Origin of the sequence: Oscillatoria sp. FACHB-1407 (assembly GCF_014697545.1) — a bacterium.
Taxonomy (GTDB): Bacteria; Cyanobacteriota; Cyanobacteriia; order Elainellales; family Elainellaceae; genus FACHB-1407.
On sequence record NZ_JACJSA010000024.1, the window covers coordinates 24,070 to 50,298 of the forward strand.

A 26,229-nucleotide genomic window follows, 5' to 3' on the forward strand; every position below is an offset into this window, starting at 1 on the left:
TGGACTTGGAGACTTTAAAGTTCGGAAGCCTTCAGATTTAGGGGTTTGAAAATTATAGCCTTGGTCAGAAAGCTTAAGACAAAGGCAATGACTCAACCCCGGATGCTGGGCAAGCTTCCTGACTCACCTCCGCTCCATCGAATGTGGCTACGGCTATAAAACAGAGAATGGGGTTATCAGTTCACACTCTGATTTGTCTCTGGTTTGTCAGTGAGCCTCAACCTGCCCAGGCTTTAACCCGTTGTAAGCGGCTTAGAATTCGATTTGCCAGTTCGCCTCCCATCAACGGCTTACACAGATAGTCATCGGCACCAGCAGCAAACGCTTGTTGCTGATGGGTTGAGTCGGTTAAGACACTTAGAAATAATACAGGTAATCGTTGCCAGTGGGGGTCATTGCGAATCATCTGACACAGTTCAAACCCATTGATCTCTGGCAGGTTGACATCTAAAACCAGTACATCTGGCACAACCGCTTGTAAGACCGTCCAGAATTGTTGTGGATCGGCAAGGGTTGTGACCTTAAACCCCCAGGGTTTCAACAACGTTGGTAGGGTGCGTAACCAATGCTGATCGTCGTCAACAATCATGACCTTGGGAGCTAACTTCGATCGCCTCATTAAGTTGACCGCAGCGGTCATCGCTTGCTCTGGTGACGTTGAGTGGTCTAAAAAGAGTTTGCCTCCACGTCGCGCCACCTCCAGACGATCGCCAGTCCTTAGGCGATCGCCCATCACCACAATTGGCACCGTTGGATATCGCTGAGTGCAAGGTTGCACATACTGCAAGAACGGATGGGGTTGAGACACCTCACCGATCTCACTGGGCTTGGTTAAATGGTCAGGCAGACGCAACAGGAGCAGATCGGGCGGTTGTCCCGCGACATCGATCGCCATTTCTAAAGCTGTCAACGTGCTATCCAGTTCTAGCGGAGACACGATCTCGACCTGGATGCCGCGACTGCTGGCGATCGCCCCCATTGCCTGGTTAAAGGCATCTTCTGCGCTAACAAGTAGAAGCAGCGGCGAGTGTCCTTGGGGCACTTGGGATAATTGAATTTGAGTTGCAGATTGAATCACCTGCTGCAACTCAACCATGAGATGATGCATCAGAGGTGCCTGGTTTGGGTGCAGCGCATCCTGGCTGCCCAGCCAGTGTTCGAGTTGACGAGCCAGATGGACTGCCTTGTGCAAACCAAAGATGCTCAATGTTCCTGCCAGTTTGTGTGCCAGTTGTTGAGCCTGAGCTTGATGATGGGGAGCAAGGCGATCGGCATGGAGGGCTTGAATCGCTTCAAACAGAGCTTTGACCTGTTCCAGGCTGGTGGGTTTGGTTGTGCTCCAAACGTCATTGAGAAATGCCACGTATTGCTGTTGGGCATCGGCTGAGTAGGGATCAACCAGAGGAGCCGTGTCCTCTGTCGCTGAAGAATCTGTTCCTAGCTGCGAGGAAGATGCCCAGTTGGAGTCAGGGTGGGGCGATCGCGAAGATGGCTCCGTTGCCGCAGGAGATGAAGCCGAGGCATCAGGTTGAATCGCCTTGAGGTAATAACCCCGCCCATGCATGGTGGCGATGAAATCATGGGGCGCACCGACTGCCACTAACTTGTTGCGAACTCGTCGAATGTGCGATCGCACCGTTGCCTCCGAAGGAAACGCCTCCGACGACCACAGGTGATCCAAAATCTCCTCCGTGCTAAACACATGCTGGCTATCCCGCAACATCAGCTCTAGCAGTTCATATTCTTTGGTTGTCAGAGCCAGCGGTTGCCCCTTGTAAGTCACCTCACACGTACTGGGATTCAAAATCAAATCGCCCCAGGTCAGCAACGGAAAGGGATTGTTACTCCCCCGTCGCAACAACGCCCGAATCCGAGCGGTTAACTCAGTTTGGTCACAGGTTTTCACCACATAGTCATCAGCACCCGCATCCAACCCCTGCACCTTAGCGGTATTAGTATCCTGCGCCGTGAGCAACATAATTGGGGTTGCGTAGCCCTCCGTCCGAAATCGTTTGCACAAACTGATGCCATCTACTTTGGGCAATACGACATCCATCAGCATCAAGTCATATTCAAAGGTGGAGCCATACGTCCAACCCATCTCGCCATCCTTGACGCTGTCAACGATATATTGCTGAGCTTTCAACATTCTGGTGAGCACTTTAATGAAAGCATCATCATCTTCAATCAGCAAAATTTTCATCGCTCGGCTACCACTGGAGAATTCGGGCAATTTGCTCAGAGAGATGCAGCGAATTAAAGGGCTTGGTAATCACGCCCCTCACGCCTCTGGCGTGATCAGAGTGCCCTGTGAGTTGTGCCTTAGCCGTTAACAAAATCACGGGAATGTGTGCCGTGGCATCGTCAGATTGGAGGGTCTTCAAAGCTGTCATACCACTCATATCAGGCATCACTACATCTAACAAAATTACATCGGGTTGCTCTTGTTGAGCCAGTTGAATTCCCTGCCTGCCCGATGTGGCAACCAACACCTGCCAACCTGCCGTCATTCTGATACCAAACTGCACCACCGTTTGAATCGTTTCCTCATCATCAATAATCAGGATGCGTTTATTAGACATCAATCCTGCTCCGATTTGGGATTGGCTTGCGCCAAAGGCAAGGTAAGGGCAAAGGTACTGCCATTGCCGGGAGTGCTCTCAGCCCAGATTCTGCCGTTGTGTTGCTCTACAATCTTGCGACAAATGGCAAGCCCTAAGCCTGTTCCACCTCGTCTGTGGGAGTCAGCCGGATCGACCTGTTGAAACCAGTCAAAGATGCGTTCCAATTGATTGGCGGGAATGCCCTGTCCCTGGTCGCGAACCTGGAAGAGGGCTGACAGGAGGTGTGGGGTGTGGGTAACGGTCAGCCAGACCTTTCCACCAACAGGGGAAAATTTGATGGCGTTACTGAGCAGGTTCGTGAGGGCTTGCAAAATGTAATCGGCATCCGCCCACACGGCAATGGCTTCAGGTTGGGTGATGAGGGTAATGCCGTGCTGTTGTGCCATCGGTTGCATCACCAGAGCAGCCTGGGTGATTAGATCAGCGGCGTTGCATTCCCGGTAGTTCATCACAACGTTGCCAGATTCCATACGTTGCAGATCGAGGACATGGTTGACCAACCGCATGAGCCGTTCGGTACTTTCATCGGCGATCGCCAACATCTGGTGTCCCTCGCTGGAGAGATTGCCCAAACGCCCTGTCCCCAGAATCTTGAGAGCACTGTGCAGTGAGGTCAGTGATGTCCGCACATCGTGACTCATCACAGCGATCAACTCATCCTTGGTCTGGCGATCGCGTTGTTCCTGCTGCAATGCGGCTTGTAAGTGTTCCACATATTGCGCTTGCGAGAGTGCAAGGCTGATTTGAGCCGCCAGTTTTTGCAGGAGTTCCAACTCAACCTCAACCCACGATCGCACACTCTGACACTGATGAGCGATTAATAATCCCCACAGTTGGGGCAACAAAAGGCTATCTTGAGCCTGATTGTTTAGCGTTTGCACGATTGGCACCACAAGCTTGGCTTTGATGCCAAACTGATCGACAAACTTCACCAAACACTCGGCTAACCCCGATGCGGGGTGATGCACATCGGCGATCGCCTGCACTCGTCCCTGAGCGTAAAGCTGCTGATAGTCAGCCGGAAACACCTCTTCAGCAAACTCTTGATGGATCAGTGGCGGATATTCCGGCGACACAGACTCGTCCACAATTTTGCCCCTGCCGTCGGGTAAAACGTGGTAAATCAGAACGCGATCGGCTTGCAGAATCCGTTGCACCTCAGTCACGGTCGTGTGCAGGATATCCTTCAGGTACAGCGATTGGTGAAGCTTGAGGGCAACATCCGAAAACAACTCCACTTCCGATTGTTGTTGGCGCAACTCAGTCGGTGTTGCATTCTGCTGTTGATCATCGCGATCGCCAGGTGAAGATTGTTGGGAAGACCGCTCTACCACAAACTCAAACCGCCATCCAAAAGAACATCTTCAATTGTTTACGAAACACCCTTAAAACTTCAAATTGAAAAAAACCAATGTTGTAAATCTTTATAGGAAAGGACAGCCGTGTGCCAGTTGATTCAGTACAGCGGGGGTGTATCTGACGGTTAGGGGAGTGGCGGTTGAAACCGCAGCTACCAGAACAAAACCTGCCTACACTGGTTCAAAACCTCAGTCCGCGTCGGCGGACTCCGCTCCAATCGCCGCGAATTCATTCGCTGGGTTCAGTTCTCCAATCACTAGACACACCCTACAGCGGGTACCGTCCTGTTGAACGAGTGAATTACAACTGCGTGAAATACTAGAACATTCGTATTAAATTCATATGTATTAGTTCATTGGCTCCCCCTATGCTCGATCTGACCAAACTTGCCCGCCAAATGCAAGGCATCAGCCAACACCTGAGCCAGGAAGCGATCGCCAGTCGGCAGCGATTAGAATTAGCCGAGCGGCTTTTGCGCCAAGCCAGCGATCGCCAAGCCGATCTGGTCACCCTGCAACACACCTGGCGCGATCGTCTGGGATTCACCGCAGCGGAGCCTGTCGAGCCGTTAGATACTCGTGTGGCAATTTCCGCTGCACCCAATCTACATACCGTTTTAGCAACCGATGGCTCACAAATTGCCCCCAGTCATCACGAAATTGCCTACTGTTATCTGATTAACGTGGGGCGAGTAGCATTGCACTATGGGCAAAACCGCCATCCCCTGCTGGATAGCCTGCCAGAGGTGTTTTACCGTCCTGAAGACCTGTACCAATCGCGGCAGTGGGGCATTCGCACAGAGGAGTGGATGGGCTATTGCCGCACGGTGTCTGAAGCGACGGCATTGGCAGAGTTGGCGGAAGAGAAGAATGGCGGGGACGCGATTAATCAAAATGGCGGGGACGCGATTAATCAAAATGGCGGGGACGCGATTAATCAAAATGGCGGGGACGCGATTAATCAAAATGGCGGGGACGCGATTAATCGCGTCCCCGCATTGAGGGAACAACCCACATTGGCGATGGTAGATGGGTCGCTGATTCACTGGTTTTTAGAGCCATTGCCTCTGGAAGCCCGCGATCGCATCCTTCCCCCAATTCTGGAGGCATGGCAACGGTTGCAACGGTTGCGCATTCCATTGGTGGGCTATCTCAGCGCGGCTCGTAGCGGGGAGTCGCTAAACTTTTTAAGACTTCAGACCTGTCCCTATGAGGCTCCCGATTGCCAGAGCCACTGCCCCGGTCAGACCGAACAGGCTCCCTGTCAGGTGTTTGCCCCCTTACGCGATACGGCATTGTGGTCGCTAGTGCTGGAACCCGGACAGCGAGGGGCATTGTGGCGCAGTTCTGCCAAGATTTTGGAGTGGTATGGCGACCAAACAATTTACTTTTGCTATGTGAATGTGGGAGCAGAGATTGCACGAGTTGAGTTTCCGGCATGGGTCGCTGAGGATGCTGATCTGCTTGAAACCGCCCTTAGTCTCACCCTGACTCAAGTGCAAAAGGGTTATGGCTATCCCGTAGCGTTAGCAGAGGCGCACAATCAAGCCGTTGTCCGAGGGGGCGATCGCGCTCGGTTTTTTGCGCTCCTCGAACGAGAAATGATCCGGGCTGGGTTGCAAAACATCGGTACGTCTTACAAAGAAGCCCGCAAGCGAGGAAGCATTGCATAAGGAAGGATAAAGGATGAAGGATGAAGGATAAAGGATGAAGGATGAAGGATAAAGAAGAAGGATGAAGGATAAAGGATGAAGGATGAAGGATAAAGAAGAAGGATAAAGAAGAAGGAAGAAGGAAAAACGAAAAAGGAAGAAGGAAAAGTGAGACTTAGATCCCTGGCTGCTCTCTCAGCTAAAAGCATGACCTATGCCACTACCATCAGAAGCCGGGAATCTGAGTCAACAGATATCCACTCCCCACTCCCCACTCCCCACTCCCCACTCCCACCCCCAATTGGTGAGCTTGTCGAACTACTCCCCATACCCTGTTTCTGATGTTAAAACTGGCTTAGTTTCAGGTTCATGACTCATGCGATCGCCACTCTCCCACTTCCATCGCTTCACTCCCGCTTTTTTGCTATCCCTGGCTTTAGTGCCAATCGTCTCCGCTGCATCGTGGGGTTATGAAACACGAGGGCAGATGCAGTGGCGATCGCACTCTTCACCTTTGCAGGAGCATTCTGCTGACATCCGGCTCCAAAAGGGAAGCAGAGGAGATCTCGCACAGGCGAATCCAGACATCCTGTTCAGCACCGATGGGATGTTAGCCGATGGCGATCCGGTTTTGGATGATGGCAGTGTTTACGATTCCTACCGCTTCAACGGGCAAGCGGGGCAGGTGCTGACCATTCACCTCAACAGCACCGAGTTTGATGCCTATTTACTGGTCATCGATCCAACAGGCAAAATCATTGCGGAGAACGACAACGCCAGTCCAAATAACGGCAATGCTCGGCTTACGGTCACACTGCCTGAAAATTCGGGTTACGCCATCATCGCCAATAGCCGCACTGCCGGAGAACGGGGACGCTACACGCTGGTTGTCACCGCAGGAGAAGGAGAGCTAAGCCCAACGGCAACACGGCAGGCAGAAGGCGATCGCCTCCTGGTTCAAGGACAAGATCACTACCGTAATGGACGACTGCGAGAGGCACTGCCACCCCTGCAACAGGCACTCACCATCTTTCAAGAATTAGGCGATCGCCCCAGTGAAGGCACTACGATTAACACGATCGGACTGGTCTATCGCGGGTTGGGGCAACCCATCCAATCCGTAGAGGCATATCAACAGGGACTCACGATTTTTCAAACACTGCGTCAGGCAGCAGACAGCCAACGTCTGCGCGAGGGAGAAGGAGCCGCATTGATTGGGTTAGGCGCAGGTAATCGGGTCTTAGGGCAATACGAAGAAGCGTTGGACTACTATCAGCAAGCTCTACTCATCTATCGGCTCCCGGCTAACACCCCCCAAGAGCAACGCTCTCAACGTTATGGCGAAGGGGTTCTGCTGGACAATATCGGGGTGGTCTACATCAGCATGGGGCAGTTTTCACGCGCATTAGAGCAACACCGACAAGCCCGTGAGATTTTTCAGGAGATTGGCAACCGTCCTGCTGAAAGCATTGCCCTTAACAACATCGCCGCTGCGTATGAATGGTTGGGGCAATATCCCCAGGCACTTGAGCATTACGAGCAATCTTTAGCCATTAGACAAGAGGCAAATGACCCCATTGGACAAGGCAGCACCCTCGACAATATTGGCTTGGTCTACTCCCGGTTGGGGCAATATCGGGAATCGTTGAATTATCGCCAGCAAGCACTTGAGCTATTTCGGCAAGCGGGCGATCGCACTCAAGAAGCCATCGCTCTCAACAACATCGGCGTTACCTATGGCGATTTGGGCGACGATGACCGGGCATTAGAGGCATTGCAACAAGCCCTGACCCTGTCAGTTGAAACGGGCGATCGCGCTGGACAATCCGTGACCCTCAGCAATCTCGGCTTGTACTATTCGGGTCAGGGAGATTACGCTAAGGCATTAGAGACGTATCAGCAATCGGTAGCAATCGCCCGTGAGGTGGGCAACTTAGCCAACGAAGGGATTGCCCTCAACAATATGGGTTTGGCGTATACCTATCTGGAGCAACCCACTGAAGCGTTGGAATATTTTCAGCAGGCGTTGGCGATCGCCAGAGAGACAGATGACCCCCGTGCAGAGGCGCAAACCCTGTCTAATCTGGGTTATCTCACTCGAGAAACTCAACCGGAACTGGCGATCGTTTTCTACAAGCAATCGATCAACATCACCGAAAGCATTCGGGAGCAGTTGCGCGTGTTGCCTCAAGAACAGCAGGCATCCTTTACAGAAACCGTCGCGGATACCTATCGTCGTCTGGCAGATCTGCTCCTGCAACAGGATCGAGTGTTGGAGGCACAACAAGTCCTGGATCTCCTCAAAATTCAGGAATTGGAAGAATACCTGAACGATATTCGGGGCAATGAGCAAGGGGCGATCGGGCTGGAATATTGGCAAGCCGAGCAGACCATTACAGACCTGCACACCCAAACCCTGGCTCCTGTACAAGAATATTTTCGACTGCAAGCCATCCTCCCAACGGAGCGCACCCCGGAGCAACAGGCGCGACTGGCGGAACTGGGAGAAAGGCTAGAGGTGCAACATAGCTTTAGCCAATTTATCAATACGCCAACGGTAACCCGCCAGATTCAACAACTCCAACGGGTCGCTAAGGGGCAAAACCTCAACCCCGACCAGCTTTATCGCCTGCAAGACGATTTGCGATCGCTCGAACAAAGCACAGTCCTGCTCTATCCTCTCATCCTGGACGATCGCCTGGAACTAGTGCTGATCACGCCTAATGCTCCACCCGTTCGGCGCAGTGTGACCGTGAGCCGAGAGCAACTCAACGCTGTGATTACAGACTTTCGAGGGGATATCACCAACCGCACCCGCAGTTCAACCGATGCAGCGCAACAACTCTATCAATGGTTAATTCAGCCGATTGAAGCTGACCTCCAACAGGCACAGGCAGAAACCATTCTTTATGCTGCTGATGGCACCTTGCGCTACGTTCCTCTCGCGGCTCTTTATGATGGCGATGAGTGGTTGATTCAGCGATTTACGATTAACCACATCACAGCGGCTTCCCTGACCGATTTTTCTTCCAGTCGGCGACTCACCTCTGACTCCATTCGCGTGTTAGCTGCTGCCTTTAGTGACGCCGAGCGACGCTACAACTTTCAGGTCGGGACACGAGACTTTAGCTTCAATGGTTTACCCTACGCCGGAACCGAAGTGGAAAACATTGCTGCCGCTGTTCCCGATACGACGGAACTCTTCAACGACTCCTTTAGCCGTCGCACTGTTGAGCCGCAGTTAAATAACTACACCATTGTTCATCTGGCGACTCATGCGGAGTTTGTCTCCGGTCTGCCAGAGGAGTCGTTTATCTTGTTTGGCAATGGCGATCGCGTCACTCTGCGGGATGTCTCCAACTGGACACTCGAAAATGTTGATCTGGTTGTGCTGAGTGCTTGCAAAACGGCTGTGGGTGGGCAATTGGGAAATGGAGAAGAAATTCTCGGATTTGGTTACCAAATGCAACGCACCGGAGCACGAGCGGCGATCGCCTCCCTCTGGTCAGTGGATGATGGAGGCACCCAAATCCTGATGAACCGCTTCTACGCTGGATTAGAACAGGGGTTAACCAAAGCCGAGGCATTGCGGCAGGCACAAATTGCCCTGATTACGGGCGACATTCCAACATCCGCACCCAATCAAACCCGTCCCCCCTTTCACCGTCCCTACTATTGGGCACCCTTTATCCTCATTGGTAATGGCTTATAAGCCGTTTCAGATCTCCCGCTTCTACGAGCCACCGCAAGATGCTTGAAAGAAGCCGGGGATCGACGCTGAGTGTTGAAAATCACTGGTCAATCTTCAGTAGTAGGGTGTGTGCTCTTACAATAAAGAATTATCGTTCTCATCAAATCGGCTTAATCAGGAGTAAACGGCGTGCCAAAGTCCGTAAAGCATCTGTTGATCGGCTCACCAGAAGCCTATAGTGGTAAATCAGCAATCATTCTGGGAATTGCCCATCGGCTTCAACAACAAGGCTTAAGCATTGCCTACGGTAAACCTTTGGGAACCTGCCTGAGTGAGTCCGAATGTGATGCGATCGACGAAGATGTGCGCTTCATCGCAGAAACCCTAAATCTGACAGACGATCACCTCCGCCCTACCCTGATCTCGCTGGACGAAGCCACCATCAATCGCCGCCTCTCCGGGGAGGACAAAACGGATTATCACACTGCACTGCGAGACTATGCTCAATTGCTTGAAGGCGATCTGGTTTTGCTCGAAGGACCAGGCACTTTAAGCGAAGGTAAGCTGTTTGAGTTGTCCTTGCTGCAAGTCGCTCAGGCGATCGATGCGGCTGTTGTGCTGGTTACCCGATTTCAGTCAGGGCTAGTGGTAGATGCGCTGTTAACGGCTAAAGAGTCACTGGGCGATCGCCTGGTTGGTGTGCTCATCAACGACGTACCCACTGAGCAGTTTGAGTTAGCCAATCGTGACATTAAGGCTTTTTTAGAAGAACATGACATCCCTGTACTAGGCATTCTGCCGCGCAATGACCTGCTGCGAAGTGTCAGCGTTCGAGAACTGGTGCATCAACTCAATGCTGAAGTGCTCTGCCGTCCCGATCGCCTTGATTTAATGGTCGAGAGCCTCAAAATTGGGGCAATGAACGTTAACGCGGCTCTCAAGTATTTCCGCACTTCCTACAACATGGCAGTCGTCACTGGGGGCGATCGCACCGATATTCAAGTCGCGGCTCTCGAAACCTCCACCCATTGCCTCATCCTCACCGGACAAATTCCCCCATTACCCACCGTCGTCAATCGCGCTGAAGAATTGGAGATTCCCATTCTCTCGGTCGATCTCGATACCCTCACCACCGTCGAAATTATCGATCGCACTTTTGGGCGAGTCCGCTTGCATGAACCCGTTAAGGTGCAGTGCATTCGTCAACTCATGGAAAAACATTTTGATAGCGATCGCCTCTTGTCCCAACTCGGGTTAGAAGCCTTTGTCAAAGCCTAGTTTTACAAAACCATGGAATGGGAAAACTCAGTTCATCAGTTAAAACTGAGTAACCTTTGCCTATCCACGTATGCTTGTCCACATTCGGGTTTCCCCTCAAGGTTTTCTTGCTCTTAAATTTTGGGTTGTTTTGTAGATACTTATCTCAAATACTACAGTGTTTACATTCCGTTACTTAAGGAAACGCCCTACCATTACCACGGTAACTGGAACACCAACTATCAAGACTGGGATGCGATCGTAGAGCAGATGGACATGATGCTCATCCCTTCAAACTGGGAGTATGTTGACCGGAAAGTGCCTAAGCTGGTCACATAGCAAAGAAGTCGGGGTTTCTAGAAAACTCCGACTTCTTCAAACGACATCTATAAAGCAGCCTAGTAGGCTAGACAGGCTTATGCTTCTTCGTCAAACTCCTCGTCTTCTTCAAAGTCTGCATCCGCTTGAGTGACCGAGTTCGCCGAGACAACGGCTCCCATCTCTAGCTTCTGCCGCACTTTTTGCTCAATTTCCTTGGCAAATTCTGGCTTCTCTTCAAAGTATTTGATGCCGTTATCTCGACCCTGGCTAAAGTTTTCGCCGTTATAGCTATACCAGGCTCCCTTCCGGACAATCACACCCGTCTCTTCTGCCATATCGATGAGGCAACCCAATGAAGAAATGCCCTTACCGAAAATGACATCAAACTCAGCAACCCGGAAGGGAGGAGCTACTTTGTTTTTGGCTACCTTCACCTTGGCGCGGATTCCATACTCTTCGGTGCCCTTTTTCAGGGTTTGAATCCGACGAATATCGAGACGGACGGATGCATAGAATTTCAGGGCATTACCTCCCGTCGTGGTTTCCGGGTTGCCGTAGGACACCCCAATCTTTTGCCGCAACTGGTTGAGGAAGATCACACTACAACCCGTCTTACCAATATTTCCGGTAATCTTTCGCAGTGCTTGGCTCATCAATCGCGCTTGTAGACCGACGTGAGCATCGCCCATCTCCCCCTCGATCTCAGCGCGAGGCACCAGTGCCGCTACCGAGTCAACTACGACAATGTCGATCGCATTCGATCGCACCAGTTGATCTACAATCTCTAACGCCGCTTCCCCAGTATCAGGCTGAGACACCAACAAATTCTCAATATCGACCCCCAGAGCCGCAGAATAGGTAGGGTCAAGCGCGTGTTCTGCATCAACGAAGGCAGCCACACCACCCGCTTTTTGTACTTCGGCGATCGCATGGAGTGCCAGTGTTGTCTTACCTGAACTTTCAGGACCGTAGATCTCGATGACACGACCTTTGGGCAAGCCACCACCCAACGCCAGATCCAGGGTCAATGCTCCCGTGGGGACTGTCTCCACCTTCATTCGAGTCGCATCACCCAGGCGCATAATCGTACCTTTACCAAAGGTGCGATCGATCTGGTTGAGCACCAAATTTAGGGCTTTTTCTTTTTCAGAACTTTCATTGCTCGCTTTAGCCATTCGCGCCTCAAAAAACTTTTCTAGTTGAGTAGATGGACTGATCTCTCAGGAGGAAACCGACAGATTGAGCCAGAACCAGAGGATATCGCTAACAATACATTACAGCCTAGCTTGAAAACCATTGAGTAAATACAGTTGACACACCCCGTCAGGGCAAGCCGATCCAAAAAGCTGTTAGTAACTCCACGCAGGAGGCACCTCCATCAAGATTGGTGTAATGCAATCAAGCTTACTGTCAGATTTGAGAAAGTCTGGTTACTCTATAAACAGTTGCCTCTTATCCATTGTAAATTCTTTGCAGCCAATTTGCATACAAATGTACTATGCACAGGAGGTAAAATACCGAAAGTTTTTATTTTGTAGCAATTGAAGCTCTGAGGATGTGGGGAGTAGGGCGAAACCCTTAGCCAGAAGCGCAGCTTCCACACCTCCCTGTTCTGTCCCTCCTGACGGTTGCTATACACTTCAGAATGAACGGTCGATGATGAACCTTGCGATGCGATCTGAAGCATGACTCTCAACCTCCCCAATGTCCTATTTCCCGATACGTCGCTCTCTGTGGCAGGGTTAACAGCCTACATTCAAGCCTTGCTAGAGCACGACGACCAATTGCGGCAGGTTTGGGTGACTGGTGAGGTGTCGAGTGCGACCCGTTACCGCAGCGGCTTGTTCTTCACGTTGCAAGATCCGGACGCACAAGCCTCCATCAGCTGTGTGGTGTGGAGTAGTCAGATCAATAAGCTGGCAACGCTTCCAGCTCAGGGTGAACAATTGATTATTCTGGGCAGGATTCATGTCCATCCCCAACGGGGCAGTTATCAATTAATGGTGTGGCAGGCACTGCCAGCGGGAGAAGGCTTGCGGGCACTGCGCTATCGTCAATTGCGCCAACAACTGGAAAGAGAGGGGTTGTTTGACCCCAACCGCAAGCGTCCTCTGCCCAGACATCCCCAGACGATCGCGGTGGTGACATCGCCACAAGCGGCTGCCTGGGGTGACATTCAACGAACACTCAAACGCCGCTATCCAGGGTTGCATGTCCTGTTTTCTCCGGCTCTTGTGCAGGGGGATCAAGCCCCTGTCTCGATTGTCAGTGCAATTCGGCGGGTAGAACGGGACGGGCGAGCAGAGGTGTTGATTGTCTCACGGGGGGGCGGCGCAATCGAAGATATGGCGTGTTTCAATGATGAGCGAGTCGTCCGGGCGATCGCCTCCTGTTCCATTCCCGTTGTGGCAGGCATTGGACACCAGCGCGATGAGTCGCTGTCGGATCTGGCGGCAGATGTCTGTGCCCATACCCCAACGGCAGCGGCTGAACAAGCGGTTCCCGGTTTAATGGATTTGGTAGCTGAGCATCAGGAACGCCTGGATGCCTTACATCAAGCGGTGCAGCAGAACCTGAATGACTGTTTTGACCAGTGCGATCGCCTGCGAACACGCCTGCAACGACTCACCCCCGATCGCCAAATTCGCCAACGGATGCAAGCGATCGCCTGGATGCGTCAACGCCTGACCCAGAGCACTCAACAACGCTTGCAACACGCCAGACAATACTGCGATTTACTCAAACAAAAACTCACAACACTTGCCCCCCAGGCTGTGCTTCAGCGGGGATATGCGGTGGTGACGCAAGAGGATGGGGCGATCGTGCGAGCGGCAGCGGATCTTCTGCCTGGGCAAGACGTAACCATCCAATTGGCACAGGGAAGCGTCAAAGCCCAAGTCTCTGAAATCCTCAATACCCAACCTATCCAGCTTGTGGACAAGCCATTATGACTCATTCCCCCAGTGATCCCCGTCTTTCTCCAGCCCTGCCAGATAACTGGAATTATGAAGCTAAGGTGGCGGAGGTCGAAGCAATTATTAATCGCATCGAAATGGGCGACCTGGAACTGGCAGAGGTGTTTGACCAGTTTGCGATCGCCGTGACTCACCTGCACGAGTGCGAAACCTTCCTAAACCATAAAAAATCCCAAATGGATTTGCTGATTGAAACGCTGGTAGACAATTCTGAAGCTTTTTAAGGGACAAATCTTTTGAACCGATCAACCATGATAGAAAAAGGAGTCGATTGTTCCTAAAAGCCTAAATTTTCAGGAGAGCTTACTTTGAAGGCACAATATACGCAAAACGTGTCCAGCCTGGTGCTAGGGTCGCTCATTGCCGCATTGCTGTTTCTGAGCCTCAACTCGTTTATCATCATTAACCCCGGACAAGCGGGTGTGATTAGCATCCTCGGCAAAGCCAGGGATGGAGCCTTACTCGAAGGTATTCATTTCAAGCCTCCGTTGATCGCCCAGGTAGATGTCTACGACGTCACGGTGCAAAAATTTGAAGTCCCTGCCCAAAGCCTGACTAAAGATTTACAAAACTTAGAAGCCAGCTTTGCCATTAACTTTCGGCTTGATCCTACCCAAGTTGTAGAAGTGCGCCGCAAGCAGGGAACACTGCAAAACCTGGTTTCCAAGGTGATCGCCCCACAAACTCAGGAATCATTCAAAATCGCAGCGGCTCGACGTACTGCTGAGGAGGCCATCACTCAACGCAGTGAGCTTAAACAAGACTTTGACTCGGCTCTAAGCCAGCGGTTAGAAAAATATGCGGTGATTGTGCTGGATACCAGCGTGGTTGATCTCAACTTTACCCGCGAGTTTTCTAACGCGGTCGAAGAAAAGCAAATCGCCGAACAACGAGCACAGCGTGCCGTTTACATCGCCCAGGAAGCTGCTCAAGAAGCACAAGCCGAGATTAACCGGGCACAGGGTAAAGCTGAGGCACAACGCCTTTTAGCCGAAACCTTGAAAGCGGCAGGAGGTCAACTCGTGCTACAAAAAGAGGCGATCGAGGCTTGGCGTGAGGGGGGTGCTCAAATGCCCAATGTGTTGGTATTGGGCGATGACGCTGGCGGAGTACCGTTCTTGTTTAACCTCAATAACCTGGGGGTTCAGGCTCAATAAAAGGGAACCGATCGCCCTACAAAGCGATCGGTTCTCTTTAAGTATGTTTAGAACAAAATGGGCTTAGAACGAAACGGGTTGCGTTATTTACTCAAAAAGCCTTGCACCTGCTTTAGGGCAGCCTGTCCGATGTTGTAAACTGCCCAGCCACCAGCCAACAGCACAGGCGACAGCACCACGAGAATGCGCCAATCGAAATCCATCTGAAGATCCTCCCTAAAGATTTATGAATAACTCTCATCTTTATTTCTTATTTTGCGATCAGGTGGCGCAATTATCCAGATCTGTCTTCACATTTTTTTACACAGTTCCGGTGAAGCCTAGATCAGCTCCTTTCCCGGCGTGAACCAGTGCTAACTTTTCATATCGACGGGCGTGTTCGATCAGGTCAACTGCTTCCTCATCCGAGATCTGGCGTGCTATCTTCCCTGGAATGCCAACCACAAGCGATCGTGCCGGAACATCCTTTGTCACCACCGATCCCGCCCCAACAATGCTCCCTGCCCCCACTCGCACCCCGTCTAAAACGATCGCCCCAATGCCAATCAAACTGCCCTGCTCAATGTGGGCACTGTGAATTACGGCTCGGTGCCCTACCGTCACATAATCTTCTAAAACCGTTGGTTTACCCGGATCACCGTGCAACACAGCCCCATCCTGAATGTTGGTGCATTGCCCAATCACAATCCGCTCAACATCTCCTCGTACCACTGCTCCGTACCAGATGCTTGCTCCCAGTGCAACCTCCACCTGACCCATAACGGTGGCATTAGCAGCAACAAAAGCAGCTTGAGACAAATCTGGAGAACACCAATACAAGGACATAAGAAAAACAGTGTGGGCTAAACATCCCGGTTATAATAAAGCAACTTGGTGGTACATGGAGATGGTACTGATCACAACGATTGAATGATGAATCCAGCCCTACAGTATCCTATCTTCGGACCGGAGATTCAATGTCCTCATTGTCATCAAATGATCCCGGCACTGACGCTGACTGATACCTATCTCTGTCAGCGACACGGTGCATTTGAGGCTGATCCCAAAACCGCAGAACTCATTCATCTGCAATCAGGACGGCACTGGCGGCAGTGGAATAACGAGTGGTATCGACAACATACGCACCCCGATGGCATCCGCTTTGAGATCCATGAGGCACTCGATCGCCTCTATACTCAAGGCTATCGAGCCACACGGGTGATCATCGCGAAGCGATATCAAGAGCTCATTAGCACCTATTTAGAGCGCAGCACCCCTTGGCGGGGGCAATCGGAATCATCGCGACCCCGGCTATACGGGTTGCCGGTCGAGTTTAGCCCCGACCCTGAAGAAGAACCTTGTTGGGATGTGATTAACTTTGACCTGGATAAGGAACCCGGTGCCCCGGTGCGCTATCCTTACTTCCGGCTGTTTGAGTAGCTTATCAATTTTGAGTAACTTATCAATTCTTTACTCAAGCAGTCTTTACTCAACCAGATGATGTTCCATCGCAAAGCGGACGAGTTCGGCTCGATTGTTTGAGTTGGCTTTGCGAAGTAAGCTGCTCACATATTTTTCAACTGTGCGAGGGCTAAGGTGCAAGCGATCGCCAATTTGGGCGTTGGAAAGGCCATCGGTGAGCAGATCCAACACATCTTTTTCCCGTGGAGTCAGATCTACACTGCCCGCGATCGATTTCACTCGAAACTCAGAAGCGGCTAACTCATCGTCTAAGCGATGCTCCGACTCAACAGTCTCATTTTTTTGAGCGTCTGTGCTCTGGGCTCGTAACCGCCACTCTGACTGAATTAACTGCGATCGCTCTAATAAATTGCGAATCACCGCCCCCAACTCATCCAAATCAAAGGGTTTGGGCAGATAGAGATCGCAGCCCAACTGGTAACCCCGAATACGCTCCTCAGTGTTGGTCCGAGCAGTTAGAAAAATCACTGGCAACAATCGAAAAGCGGGCTGCCGACGAACTTGTCTGACCAACTCATAGCCATCCATCTCAGGCATTGTAATGTCGGTCACAATCAGGTGAGGCTGATATTGCTCTACAAGAGACAGTGCCTTTTGACCATTTTCTGCCACAACCACAATATAGCCAGAGAGTTCGAGATAGTCACCGATTGAAAGCCGAGTGCCAGGGTCATCATCAACGACAAGAATGGTCAGAGGCATGAGGCTTACAACATTTACGTAGAAATTACTGTCACTTTATAAGTTAAGCGAATATCGCTCGAAAGTAGTCCGTGTATTGACTGTATCTCAGTAATTTTTCGCTTGATAAACAATAAGTATTTAAAACTTTATTTTCTGTGACACACCTCCAGTCTAACAAACGCATTCCTGTTCATGGACAGGTGGAGAACTGCCACATCAGATGTAACCGCATTTGAAGAGAACTCTCAAAATATGAAGTCGAGTCACTGGTATGATGAGCTTGACCGAGCTTTAAAATTCTTTATAAACGTGATTACGGTATTACATCTAAATCTTAAGATAGCGACGATTTTCGTCTTGACTTCATGGTGCAGGAGATAGAGGAGTGCAAGAGAGTTCATTGCTTGAGCAGACCCACAGTCACACACAACGAAACCCTATAGAACCCATCCGCGTTGGTGTGATTGGTGTTGGCAATATGGGTCAACATCACACTCGCGTGCTGAGCCTTTTGAAGGATGTAGAACTGGTTGGAATCGCAGATGTCAACGTCGATCGAGGGCTAGATACTGCCAGCAAATACCGAGTCCGCTTTTTTGAAAATTATCACGACTTGCTGGGGCTCGTAGACGCCGTCTGTATCGCCGTCCCGACTCGATTGCACTACTCAGTAGGCATGACGTGTTTGCAAGCAGGTGTCCATGTTCTCATCGAAAAGCCGATCGCTGCCAACATTGCTGAAGCTGAATCTTTAGTCAATGCTGCTGCCGAATCGCATTGCATTCTTCAAGTTGGGCATATCGAACGCTTTAATCCTGCTTTTCAAGAGTTGAGTAAAGTCCTTAAAACAGAAGAGTTATTGGCATTAGAGGCGCATCGGATGAGCCCCTATTCCGATCGCGCCAATGATGTCTCGGTCGTGCTGGACTTGATGATCCACGACATTGACCTGCTACTCGAATTGGCAGGTGCACCCGTCAGTAAGCTGACCGCCAGTGGTAGTCGTGCCTCTGACTCCGGCTATCTCGACTACGTCACCGCGACCCTGGGCTTTACGAATGGCATCGTTGCTACGCTAACCGCTAGCAAAGTCACCCACCGTAAGATTCGCCGGATTGCAGCCCACTGCAAAAACTCCTTGACCGAGGCTGACTTCCTCAACAATGAGATTTTGATTCATCGGCAAACCACGGCAAATTGCCTGACAGACTATGGGCAGGTGCTCTATCGGCAAGATGGGTTGATCGAAAAGGTTTACACCAGCAATATTGAGCCACTCCATGCTGAGCTAGACCACTTTGTTAACTGTGTACGCGGTGGCAACCAACCCTCTGTTGGTGGAGAGCAAGCCCTGAAAGCGCTGCGCCTCGCCAGTTTGATCGAACAAATGGCACTGGATGGGCAAGTCTGGGAGCCTTGCAACCCCAACATCACCCTTGCTGATCCGTCGGCACCTCATGGGCTGAAGTACTAAGTACAACTCGTCATAAATAAGGGGGGAAATTTGGGGTGCAGGGGTGGAACCCTGGCTAGGGGCAACGCCCCACACGCCCCTGATTTTATTGCCAAGCCCTATCTGTGAATAGCAGTACTAAGGATCACGGATTAAAAAGATTTCCAAGAACTAATACCAATTTGAATTGGCTTCGCTGCACATGATTCCGTAAGGGCGTTTCGCGAAACGCCCCTACCGAAACCCGATTGGTAAATTCTTTCTCAGAAATCTCCTTAATCAATCGGCAAACGGTGCAGGCGGGTTTCGTAGACCAGGGCTTTGCAATGGATTTGACGGCTTTTAGCCTTCATCCTTCCACCTCGCCCAGCACATCGCGCAACCAGGCTTCTACTCGATCGCCCATTGCTGCCATTGAGTACTGTTGCTCTGCTTGTTGGCGACAGGTGTGTCGGTCAATGTCTCTAAGACGTGCGATCGCCTCGACCAATCCATCAATGCTATCGGGTTCGACCAACCATCCTGTTTTGCCGTGTTCTACAATCTCGGCGGGTCCACCCCGACGGTAGGTGATTACCGGAACACCACAGGCAAGAGCCTCGATCGCCACATTGCCAAATGCTTCAACCCACTTAGGGGTCATCAGCAATCCCTGGCAGGTTCCCAGGCTGCGTTGCAGTTGTTCCGTCGGCAGAAAGCCTCCATATTGAACGACAGCGTTGGGATAGATTTGGCGGATGGTTTGCCAGTAGGCTTCATCTTGAATCGCCCCCCAAATCTGGAGGGGCAGTGAGGCTTGATAGGCAGCCGCGATCGCATCCTCCAGTCCTTTTTCAGGAGCGATGCGCCCAACCCAGGCGAGTCGCTCTTCCGGCACTTCACAAAAATCGTAGAGCACGAGATCCAGCCCATTTCCTAAAGAACGGCATTGATCTGCAAAGGCAAATGTCTCTGCCTGGGCACGGCTATGAACCCCGATCGTTCCTGGAAATTGATTTGCAACCTGCTGAATGACCTGATCCATCGCATTCGTCAATGACCCCATACTGACCAAATGAGCGATTGGGCGATCGAAGAAGGATGTGAGATAAAAGGGCAACCAATCATAGGCGAAGTTAATCAACACATCATAGTCCTGTTGGACTTGATGGGCATACTGCCACATATTGGCTATCACCGCATCTTCTGGGATGGCGATCGCCGCGGTGCGGTCTTGCGTCTGGGCAGCGACCTGCAATTGTCCGGCAATTTCGATCAGAGGCACATGAGTCAGGACAGAGCCAGTGGGGGCAACCACTTGCACCCGATGACCTCGTTGTTGTAGCTCAACTGCGATGTTGCGGAGAGTTAATTCGACCCCACCCCCCAAGCCAGAGCCGAGAGCACCTACCGAGGTCGAGAGCATTAGTATGTTAAGTGGTTGAGCGATCGCGGTTACTCCCGATTCCATGCGTTGAGGGCTACACGTCTCCTGGCAGATGCTCAGGCGTTCTGTTAGAGAGGCTTGCTCCACTACTCAGTTCAGGCACAGAGCGGATTCGCCCTAATTGCCCCAATGCCCACCGTGCTGTTTCCTGCACTTCCGCATCAGGATCACTGGCAGCATGAGCCAACAACTCACTCATCTGACTGATCAAATCATAGACGCGGGTAACATCGCGAATTGCATTTTTCCGAACGTCAGAGCTGTGATCCTGCAAAGACAGCAATAGGGCACGATTCATCGGTTTGAGGGTGCGCACTCCAATCTCTGAGATCGCCGCCAGAATAAGACTGCGTTGGCTGGAGTCAGCATCCATCATGAGATCAACTAACGGCTGAACTGCTTTAGAATCGCCAACCTGTCCCAACTCCCAGATAGCTTTGCGTCGCTTGACCGGGTCAGGGCTTCGCAAATCATCAATTAGTTCGTCAACAATATCAACTTTAGCTAAGCGAGTAGTTTCGTTAACTGGAGAAATTTCTGCCGGAATCGCCTCCGATGCCAGATGAAGGGTGACGCCTGCCGTTCCGTTAGTGGAGACTCCGTTAGCAGACACGCCATTGGTCGGTGCTTCCTCCCTCGTTACAGGCTGAACTTCGGTTAGCTCTGAGACGACCTGAGTCGGGGTAGCCACGGGTTCATCAGGCGATCGCTCTGAGTTAGATTCCTTCACAGCGGAAGGTGCCATCTTTGAGGGAGCCAAACGCTTGATCCGGGGGCGAGTATAGCGATAAAGCGCAAACCCCACCACGGCAGAGGCAGCCAGGATGACCGCTATCCAACCCTGTCCGCTGCGCTCGGATGTCCCTGCAACATTGGCTGTATCGCTTGTTGTTTCAGGTTCTGTCTCGCCTGTTGGGGTTGGAGGTGCTTCGGGAGTTGCTGATGGGGTTGGTTGAGGTGCGGTGTCAGGATTGGTTTCTGAACTGGAGGCGATCGCTTCCTGTAACTGCTGGAGGGTAGACTCACCCACTTGTCCATCTACCGGCAAATTGGCTTGCCGTTGAAATTCAATCACCGCCGATTTCGTCTGATCTCCAAAAATGCCATCCGGCTTGCTCTCGTAGTACCCCAGTTTTTGTAAGATTGCTTGCAGTTCAGAGACGCGCTCTCCACGACTGCCAAGTTTGAGAATAGAGGTGTCTTCATCAGGAGAGGCAGTAGAAGATGCTTCAGACTCATCTGTAGCCGTGGCATCTGTTGAAGCTTGGGCAATCAGTTCACGCGAGACAGGATGGTAACCTCCTAAAGGTGACGTGGCATAGGCACGAGCCTCAACAGGTGTAACGCCCAGGATAGAAGTAACGCTTAAACCTGTGAGATAGGAAATGAATACGATATTGATGCGGTGGGACATGATTATATGAGTTCGAGAATTACATCTGGACTGATTAAGTTTCAGGTGAACTCAATTGGTTTCAATCCGAGTGATTGTAGATGTAAATGCTGACCTTACTTTTAGAGCCTCACACAAAAATCAAGACTGATACTGCGATCGCAGATCAATCGCTATCGCCTATCCATAAAGGTTAGAACGGCGTTCAGGGATAACTTTCCCCATGAGCAGCATAGCCCATACCCTCACAAAACCTTTATGCAAGCGACGGATTGCAATGCCCCTGTGCTCCTTAAATACTATAAATCTCTTGCAAGCGAGATTTTTCCCCTACCTCAAGATAGGTTAGTAGAAAGTACTAACTACTCCCTGAGAGGACAAATGCTTAAGGATTGTTAATTATTCTAGTCTGTCTAATGCCAGCTCAGTATGACAAACCGTTGATCTGTAAGAAATATTATTTTGTTCTCAGTAACCCCCTGATTACCCTGGTTCACACCATTTTAGGTATCACAACCCAGTAGCCAATCAGAGAAGTCTGACGGAGTACTAACCGCGCCAGCCATTCTCCAGCTTTCGAGCTAACCCTCAGGCTCAATCTCTGAGAGCACCAACTGTGCAGATGCCTCTCCAGATTTGGAACCAAGCTGAGTAACTTCTGAAACAGCCGCATTCTCTGGCTGGGAAGTAACGCGCTGACTGAACTTAGTCTGGAACAGTCGCGATAGTACCTCTCGTTGATTGATGAGATAGATACTGACCAGCGTTAGCCCAACCCCAACCCACTGCACTGAAGTCAGCACCTCAGACAACACCAAATTGCCAAACAGCAGAGCAAAAACTGGAGTCAAAAACGTGAGCGAACTCAGACTCGTCAGATTACCGCTTGCTGCGAAATAAAAGAACAATCCATAGGCGATCGCACTACCAAACACGGTCGCGTAGCTTAATGCCAACCAATCATAACCAGTGAGGTGAGTCCACTGCTGAGCTTCAAAAACACCTGACAACACAAACAGCGGCACACCCCCAAAAATCATGTGCCAACCCGTCGCCACTACAGGGTCAACGTGCTGACACACATAGCGCACCAGCACAGTACCCACCGCCATCGACAGAGCCGCCAACAGCATCAGCCACTCACCACTCTGAAACAACTGCTGCACCACGTTGACACTGGATTGTCCGGCGATCGCCCCCCACTGACCATGCAACGCTGCCAGCACCCAATCATCTGGCAGACCAATCAAGCTAATGCCCACAATACCAAACGCCAGCCCCAGCCAACCCCACAAACCGACCTGCTCGGCAAACAGAAATCGCGCCATCAGAGCCACTGCCAGGGGCTGAGAGTCAATCATGACGGAACCCAGTCCGGCTCCAGTTCTCATTAAGCCTTCCGCCAGAAATCCCTGGAACAATGCCCCATCCACGAATCCAAACAGCGCGATCCAGAGCCATGCAATGCCAGTCTTTGGCTGAGTCCTGCCCATCGCGATCGCGGCAATCAGGATAATGATGCCTGCGGGAACCAGCCGCACTCCTGCCATAAATAAAGGAGTGGTGTGATCAATCGTTCCCTTCATCGCAACCATTGCCGTTCCCCAAAGAAAAAAGGGAGCCACCAATAGCAGAGGGGCGACGGTCAGTTTGGACTCAGTTAGCTTTGATTGCATCAGCAGTTGTCCATAATCTATGTATTGATATTAAAGCAATCTATGTAGTTTTGTTAAGGCAAAAATGAGGAAGAGGGTGAGATAGCCCTACAGAATCTAATTCACCAACCCAGACAAAATAAGGCAAACTAGAATTCAGCCTTATTGACAAGCTCACTTCATAATTTAGTAATCTTGCAAGGTGATGTTTTTGCGGGGTCGTCAATGTTTGCACCCTACATAACCCACTCCACTACCCACAATTTTTGATATCGAGTCTTTAAATTGCTATGATTTGGCCCTTTAAGCCACGCTTTCGTAAACAAATTGCCCGAATTGAAGTTAATGGTGCGATCGCAGGAGCAACTCGTAAACGAGTATTAGAGGCTCTCAAAACCATTGAAGAACGTAAGTTTCCAGCATTATTGCTGCGAATTGATAGCCCTGGCGGTACAGTTGGCGACTCCCAAGAGATTTACAGTGCTCTGAAGAAGTTAGGAGAAAAAATTAAAATTGTCGCCAGTTTTGGCAATATCTCTGCCTCTGGTGGTGTCTATATCGGTATGGGTGCCAGTCACATCGTTGCTAATCCCGGCACGATTACAGGTAGCATTGGCGTGATTTTGCGCGGCAACAACTTAGAGCGGTTGCTTGAAAAAGTGGGTGTTTCCTTCAAAGTCATCAAATCCGGTCCCTACAAAGACATCCTGGCATTTGATCGGGAGTTGACCGACCCAGAAAAACACATCCTGCAAGAATTAATTGATGTCAGCTATAGCCAGTTTGTGCAAACGGTCGCTGAAGCCCGCCATCTGTCCGTTGAAACCGTCAGAAGTTTTGCCGATGGGCGCATCTTTACAGGTCAACAAGCCCTGGCATTGGGAGTGGTCGATCGCCTTGGCACCGAGGAAGATGCTCGCCGATGGGCAGCCGAGTTAGTTGGGTTAGATCCAGATAAGACTGAGTGTTATACCTTTGAAGAGAAGAAGAGCGTTGTCAATCGATTTCTCTCAGGGAATGATCGCTTACAAAATTCATTGGAAACTCGCCTATCTTCGACCACCGAATGGTTAGAGTTTGAACTATCAACGAGTGGCTTACCACTGTGGTTATATCGACCCTAGCGTTGCTATCAATATTAAAGATGTGAACGTTAGGTCAACTAAACTGGGTGAATCCTAAAGAATTCGCAATTAGCGCATAAAACGTTGTATCAATTGGGTGCAACGATTAATTTGGGAAATATTAATTCAGTACCCATCTGAACCGTGAAAGCTAAGGAGGACGATTACGTGGGCTGGCGAGTGCAAGCAATTCGAGGGGCAACAACTGTTTCAGAAAATTCAGTTGAAGCGATTAGAGAAGCCGTAACCGAGTTATTGGATGAGCTAGAAAGCTGCAACCAACTCGACCCGAATGACATCATCAGTGCCACGTTTTCGGTGACTCGTGATCTCGATGCGATCTTCCCAGCCGCGATCGCCCGCCAACGACCTAAATGGGATAACGTCCCTCTCCTGGACGTACAACAGATGCATGTTGAGGGCAGTCTAGAGCGTTGCATTCGCTTCCTGATTCATGTCAACGCTGACCCTTTGATGAAGATTCACCACCCTTACCTGCGGCAGGCAAAAGCCCTGCGCCCAGATTGGAGTATGGCATCTCTGTAAGAGAAGGATAAATGATAAGGGATAAAGGATAAAAGCTTCATCCAGTTATCTTTTCCTCTTCAGCCTTCATCCTTTATCCTTTCCCCTAAAGAACTGTCCCAAAATTTCTCTGGGCGATCGATCCCAGGTGTCAATGTGCTGGTAGATCAACGCCTCTGAATTGAGGGAATAGGTCGAAGTGCCGTTGAAGAAGATTTTGGCTTTCCAGGGGACTCGCAACGTGCCACGCACTGTCCACGTTGCCAGGATTTCTGCTGGAGTAGACTGGTCAATCGTGTGCAGATCAAAATAAATTTCGGTGAAAAACAGGCGAGCGTGAAACCGCAGCGTCCAGAAGATAATCCGGTAGTTAAATTTGCCCTTGAAGGTATTGACCGGATCCCGAAAGAAGATATCTGATGTGTAGATATCGTAGGAGATATCACGCTCAAACAGGGTTGGCAGGTCAGCCCACAGCGTTTTAATCACCAATTCGACTGGCGGTTGAGCGGGTTCTACTTCCGGCATCTGTTCTGGCTGACTCATCTGGACGTGATCTCCCGCATACTACCCCAAAATTGAATCCAGGGAATTTCTGGAGTGGCTGTAAACTGCGGATCGCCCATCCCTAAGACAACCCACTTGCCATCTTCCAACTGCCCCACATCAAGCGACACAAACGGTACCTCGATCTGGGCGATCGCCCGAAACACAAGTTCCATCAAGGCTTCCTCTTCGGGGGTTGAGAGATAGCGACCTGGGTGATCCCCTGCCCAGGCATAGCCGTAGGTGATTAAGGTTTGGCGATACAACACAATGCGAAAGACCCGCCCAAACCCCATGCCAATGGGGCTTTTGTGCGATCGCAAAGAAACCGCAGCTTGCAAAATCACGCTATTGTGCGCTCTCCTGGGCTGTTGCAGGAGCGGTGTGACTAGCTGTTGCAGTTCTTCTAAAGTAGTGGCACGAGGACTGAGGAGATTGAAGGGAGCTTCGCCTCGTACAGCAATGGGTAAGCCTAACTGGGCGATCGCTGCCTCACACTGAGCCACGTCCCTCAGCAAAAAACTGGTAGGGATCACGTCTTGCAAACGCTGATAAATCTGCCCAAAATCATAAACTGCTCGGTGTTCTTCAGGTGAATTTAAGAGCCGAATGCTTTTCTGCAATGCCTGTTGATAGATAGCCGCATACTGGTCAGCGGTAGGTGTCTCACCAATCCACACCGCCACTGTTTCAACTGGCTGATGCGGCACCTGATCCAGTGTAAGGTTGGTAGTTTGAGCTCCAGATGCCCGTTGAATCGAATAGACGGGTAACTCCAAAAGCTTAGCGATCTCGACAGAGGCATACAGCCCTTGATTTCGAGTCGGTGCTGGAGGGGTGTCAACAACATCGCTGAGAACAATCATGAAATGAAAGAGGGCAGTACACTGGAAGAATCCGCTGAGTTCTAGAAGATTGTCACACAAA

23 protein-coding genes are annotated in these 26,229 nt (G+C 50.8%); 11 read left to right on the forward strand and 12 right to left on the reverse strand.

From position 1 onward, the window contains the following. Window positions 1–217: 217 nt before the first annotated feature. The 3 genes from H6G89_RS28355 to H6G89_RS28365 are packed head-to-tail and all read right to left on the reverse strand — an operon-like array spanning window position 218 to window position 3,958. Entirely contained in the window at window positions 218–2,203 is a 1,986-nt protein-coding gene (locus H6G89_RS28355; RefSeq protein ID WP_190513000.1) for a response regulator, read from the reverse strand. Window positions 2,204–2,210: 7 nt separating this feature from the next. Further along, the gene (locus tag H6G89_RS28360; protein WP_190513001.1) at window positions 2,211–2,582 is read right to left on the reverse strand and encodes a response regulator; all 372 of its coding nucleotides are present in this window, start codon (window positions 2,580–2,582) and stop codon (window positions 2,211–2,213) included. Next, the gene (locus H6G89_RS28365) at window positions 2,582–3,958 is read right to left on the reverse strand and encodes a GAF domain-containing sensor histidine kinase (RefSeq protein ID WP_190513005.1); all 1,377 of its coding nucleotides are present in this window, start codon (window positions 3,956–3,958) and stop codon (window positions 2,582–2,584) included. Before H6G89_RS28365 ends, H6G89_RS28360 begins: the two co-directional genes overlap by 1 nt. A 392-nt stretch (window positions 3,959–4,350) precedes the next feature. On the opposite strand from H6G89_RS28365, the gene H6G89_RS28370 reads away from it, so the two are divergent. The 4 genes from H6G89_RS28370 (at window position 4,351) to H6G89_RS28385 (ending at window position 10,921) form a co-directional block, all read left to right on the forward strand. Next, on the forward strand, window positions 4,351–5,655 hold the full coding sequence (locus H6G89_RS28370) for a DNA double-strand break repair nuclease NurA (protein ID WP_190513007.1): 1,305 nt from the start codon (window positions 4,351–4,353) through the stop codon (window positions 5,653–5,655). A 355-nt stretch (window positions 5,656–6,010) separates the two neighbouring features. Next, entirely contained in the window at window positions 6,011–9,346 is a 3,336-nt protein-coding gene (locus H6G89_RS28375; protein WP_190513009.1) for a tetratricopeptide repeat protein, read from the forward strand. 168 nt (window positions 9,347–9,514) lie between these two features. Then, window positions 9,515–10,603 carry a phosphotransacetylase family protein gene (locus H6G89_RS28380; protein WP_190513011.1) on the forward strand — a complete coding sequence of 363 codons (1,089 nt, stop codon included), beginning with the start codon at window positions 9,515–9,517 and terminating at the stop codon, window positions 10,601–10,603. A gap of 120 nt (window positions 10,604–10,723) precedes the next feature. Then, window positions 10,724–10,921: a hypothetical protein gene (locus tag H6G89_RS28385; protein ID WP_190513013.1), complete on the forward strand. Its 198-nt coding sequence runs from the start codon at window positions 10,724–10,726 to the stop codon at window positions 10,919–10,921. A 77-nt stretch (window positions 10,922–10,998) separates the two neighbouring features. Here the strand turns inward: H6G89_RS28385 and recA are convergent, their stop codons facing one another. Further along, complete coding sequence (recA, locus tag H6G89_RS28390; RefSeq protein ID WP_190513015.1) at window positions 10,999–12,078, reverse strand: recombinase RecA; 1,080 nt, start codon at window positions 12,076–12,078, stop codon at window positions 10,999–11,001. 510 nt (window positions 12,079–12,588) lie between these two features. On the opposite strand from recA, the gene xseA reads away from it, so the two are divergent. From xseA to H6G89_RS28405, 3 genes are all read left to right on the forward strand, one after another. Then, a complete protein-coding gene (gene xseA, locus H6G89_RS28395) occupies window positions 12,589–13,854 on the forward strand; it encodes an exodeoxyribonuclease VII large subunit (RefSeq protein WP_190513017.1) in 1,266 nt (421 codons plus the stop codon). Beyond that, a complete protein-coding gene (gene xseB, locus H6G89_RS28400; RefSeq protein WP_190513019.1) occupies window positions 13,851–14,102 on the forward strand; it encodes an exodeoxyribonuclease VII small subunit in 252 nt (83 codons plus the stop codon). The genes xseA and xseB overlap by 4 nt, the downstream gene beginning before the upstream one ends. 84 nt (window positions 14,103–14,186) lie before the next feature. Beyond that, window positions 14,187–15,035: a prohibitin family protein gene (locus H6G89_RS28405; protein ID WP_190513021.1), complete on the forward strand. Its 849-nt coding sequence runs from the start codon at window positions 14,187–14,189 to the stop codon at window positions 15,033–15,035. A gap of 83 nt (window positions 15,036–15,118) precedes the next feature. Here H6G89_RS28405 and H6G89_RS28410 read toward each other — a convergent pair whose 3' ends face one another. Beyond that, complete coding sequence (locus H6G89_RS28410; protein WP_190513023.1) at window positions 15,119–15,238, reverse strand: photosystem II protein Y; 120 nt, start codon at window positions 15,236–15,238, stop codon at window positions 15,119–15,121. Between the two features lie 97 nt (window positions 15,239–15,335). Next, entirely contained in the window at window positions 15,336–15,860 is a 525-nt protein-coding gene (locus tag H6G89_RS28415; protein WP_190513025.1) for a gamma carbonic anhydrase family protein, read from the reverse strand. A gap of 84 nt (window positions 15,861–15,944) precedes the next feature. Here H6G89_RS28415 and H6G89_RS28420 point away from each other — a divergent pair, with 84 nt between their 5' ends. Further along, window positions 15,945–16,454 carry a TIGR02652 family protein gene (locus H6G89_RS28420; protein ID WP_190513027.1) on the forward strand — a complete coding sequence of 170 codons (510 nt, stop codon included), beginning with the start codon at window positions 15,945–15,947 and terminating at the stop codon, window positions 16,452–16,454. A 45-nt stretch (window positions 16,455–16,499) separates the two neighbouring features. Here the strand turns inward: H6G89_RS28420 and H6G89_RS28425 are convergent, their stop codons facing one another. Beyond that, complete coding sequence (locus H6G89_RS28425; protein ID WP_190513029.1) at window positions 16,500–17,198, reverse strand: response regulator transcription factor; 699 nt, start codon at window positions 17,196–17,198, stop codon at window positions 16,500–16,502. A 367-nt stretch (window positions 17,199–17,565) separates the two neighbouring features. Here H6G89_RS28425 and H6G89_RS28430 point away from each other — a divergent pair, with 367 nt between their 5' ends. Next, entirely contained in the window at window positions 17,566–18,654 is a 1,089-nt protein-coding gene (locus H6G89_RS28430) for a Gfo/Idh/MocA family oxidoreductase (protein ID WP_339384556.1), read from the forward strand. Window positions 18,655–18,982: 328 nt separating this feature from the next. Here the strand turns inward: H6G89_RS28430 and H6G89_RS28435 are convergent, their stop codons facing one another. From H6G89_RS28435 to H6G89_RS28445, 3 genes are all read right to left on the reverse strand, one after another. Beyond that, the gene (locus tag H6G89_RS28435; protein WP_190513191.1) at window positions 18,983–20,083 is read right to left on the reverse strand and encodes a glycosyltransferase family 4 protein; all 1,101 of its coding nucleotides are present in this window, start codon (window positions 20,081–20,083) and stop codon (window positions 18,983–18,985) included. Between the two features lie 10 nt (window positions 20,084–20,093). Continuing rightward, entirely contained in the window at window positions 20,094–21,473 is a 1,380-nt protein-coding gene (locus tag H6G89_RS28440; protein ID WP_190513038.1) for a peptidoglycan-binding protein, read from the reverse strand. Between the two features lie 560 nt (window positions 21,474–22,033). Continuing rightward, the gene (locus H6G89_RS28445) at window positions 22,034–23,128 is read right to left on the reverse strand and encodes a DMT family transporter (RefSeq protein WP_190513040.1); all 1,095 of its coding nucleotides are present in this window, start codon (window positions 23,126–23,128) and stop codon (window positions 22,034–22,036) included. 269 nt (window positions 23,129–23,397) lie between these two features. Between H6G89_RS28445 and sppA the strand changes: the two genes are divergently transcribed. Further along, complete coding sequence (gene sppA, locus H6G89_RS28450) at window positions 23,398–24,231, forward strand: signal peptide peptidase SppA (RefSeq protein ID WP_190513042.1); 834 nt, start codon at window positions 23,398–23,400, stop codon at window positions 24,229–24,231. A 168-nt stretch (window positions 24,232–24,399) separates the two neighbouring features. Beyond that, window positions 24,400–24,777 (forward strand): chorismate mutase, encoded by a 378-nt coding sequence (gene aroH / locus H6G89_RS28455; protein WP_190513193.1) that lies wholly within the window; start codon window positions 24,400–24,402, stop codon window positions 24,775–24,777. A gap of 66 nt (window positions 24,778–24,843) precedes the next feature. Here aroH and H6G89_RS28460 read toward each other — a convergent pair whose 3' ends face one another. Continuing rightward, window positions 24,844–25,302, reverse strand: coding sequence for a DUF2358 domain-containing protein (locus H6G89_RS28460; protein WP_375539709.1), 459 nt, complete (start codon window positions 25,300–25,302; stop codon window positions 24,844–24,846). After that, window positions 25,299–26,168, reverse strand: coding sequence for an ATP-grasp domain-containing protein (locus tag H6G89_RS28465; protein WP_190513044.1), 870 nt, complete (start codon window positions 26,166–26,168; stop codon window positions 25,299–25,301). Before H6G89_RS28465 ends, H6G89_RS28460 begins: the two co-directional genes overlap by 4 nt. Window positions 26,169–26,229 lie beyond the last annotated feature (61 nt).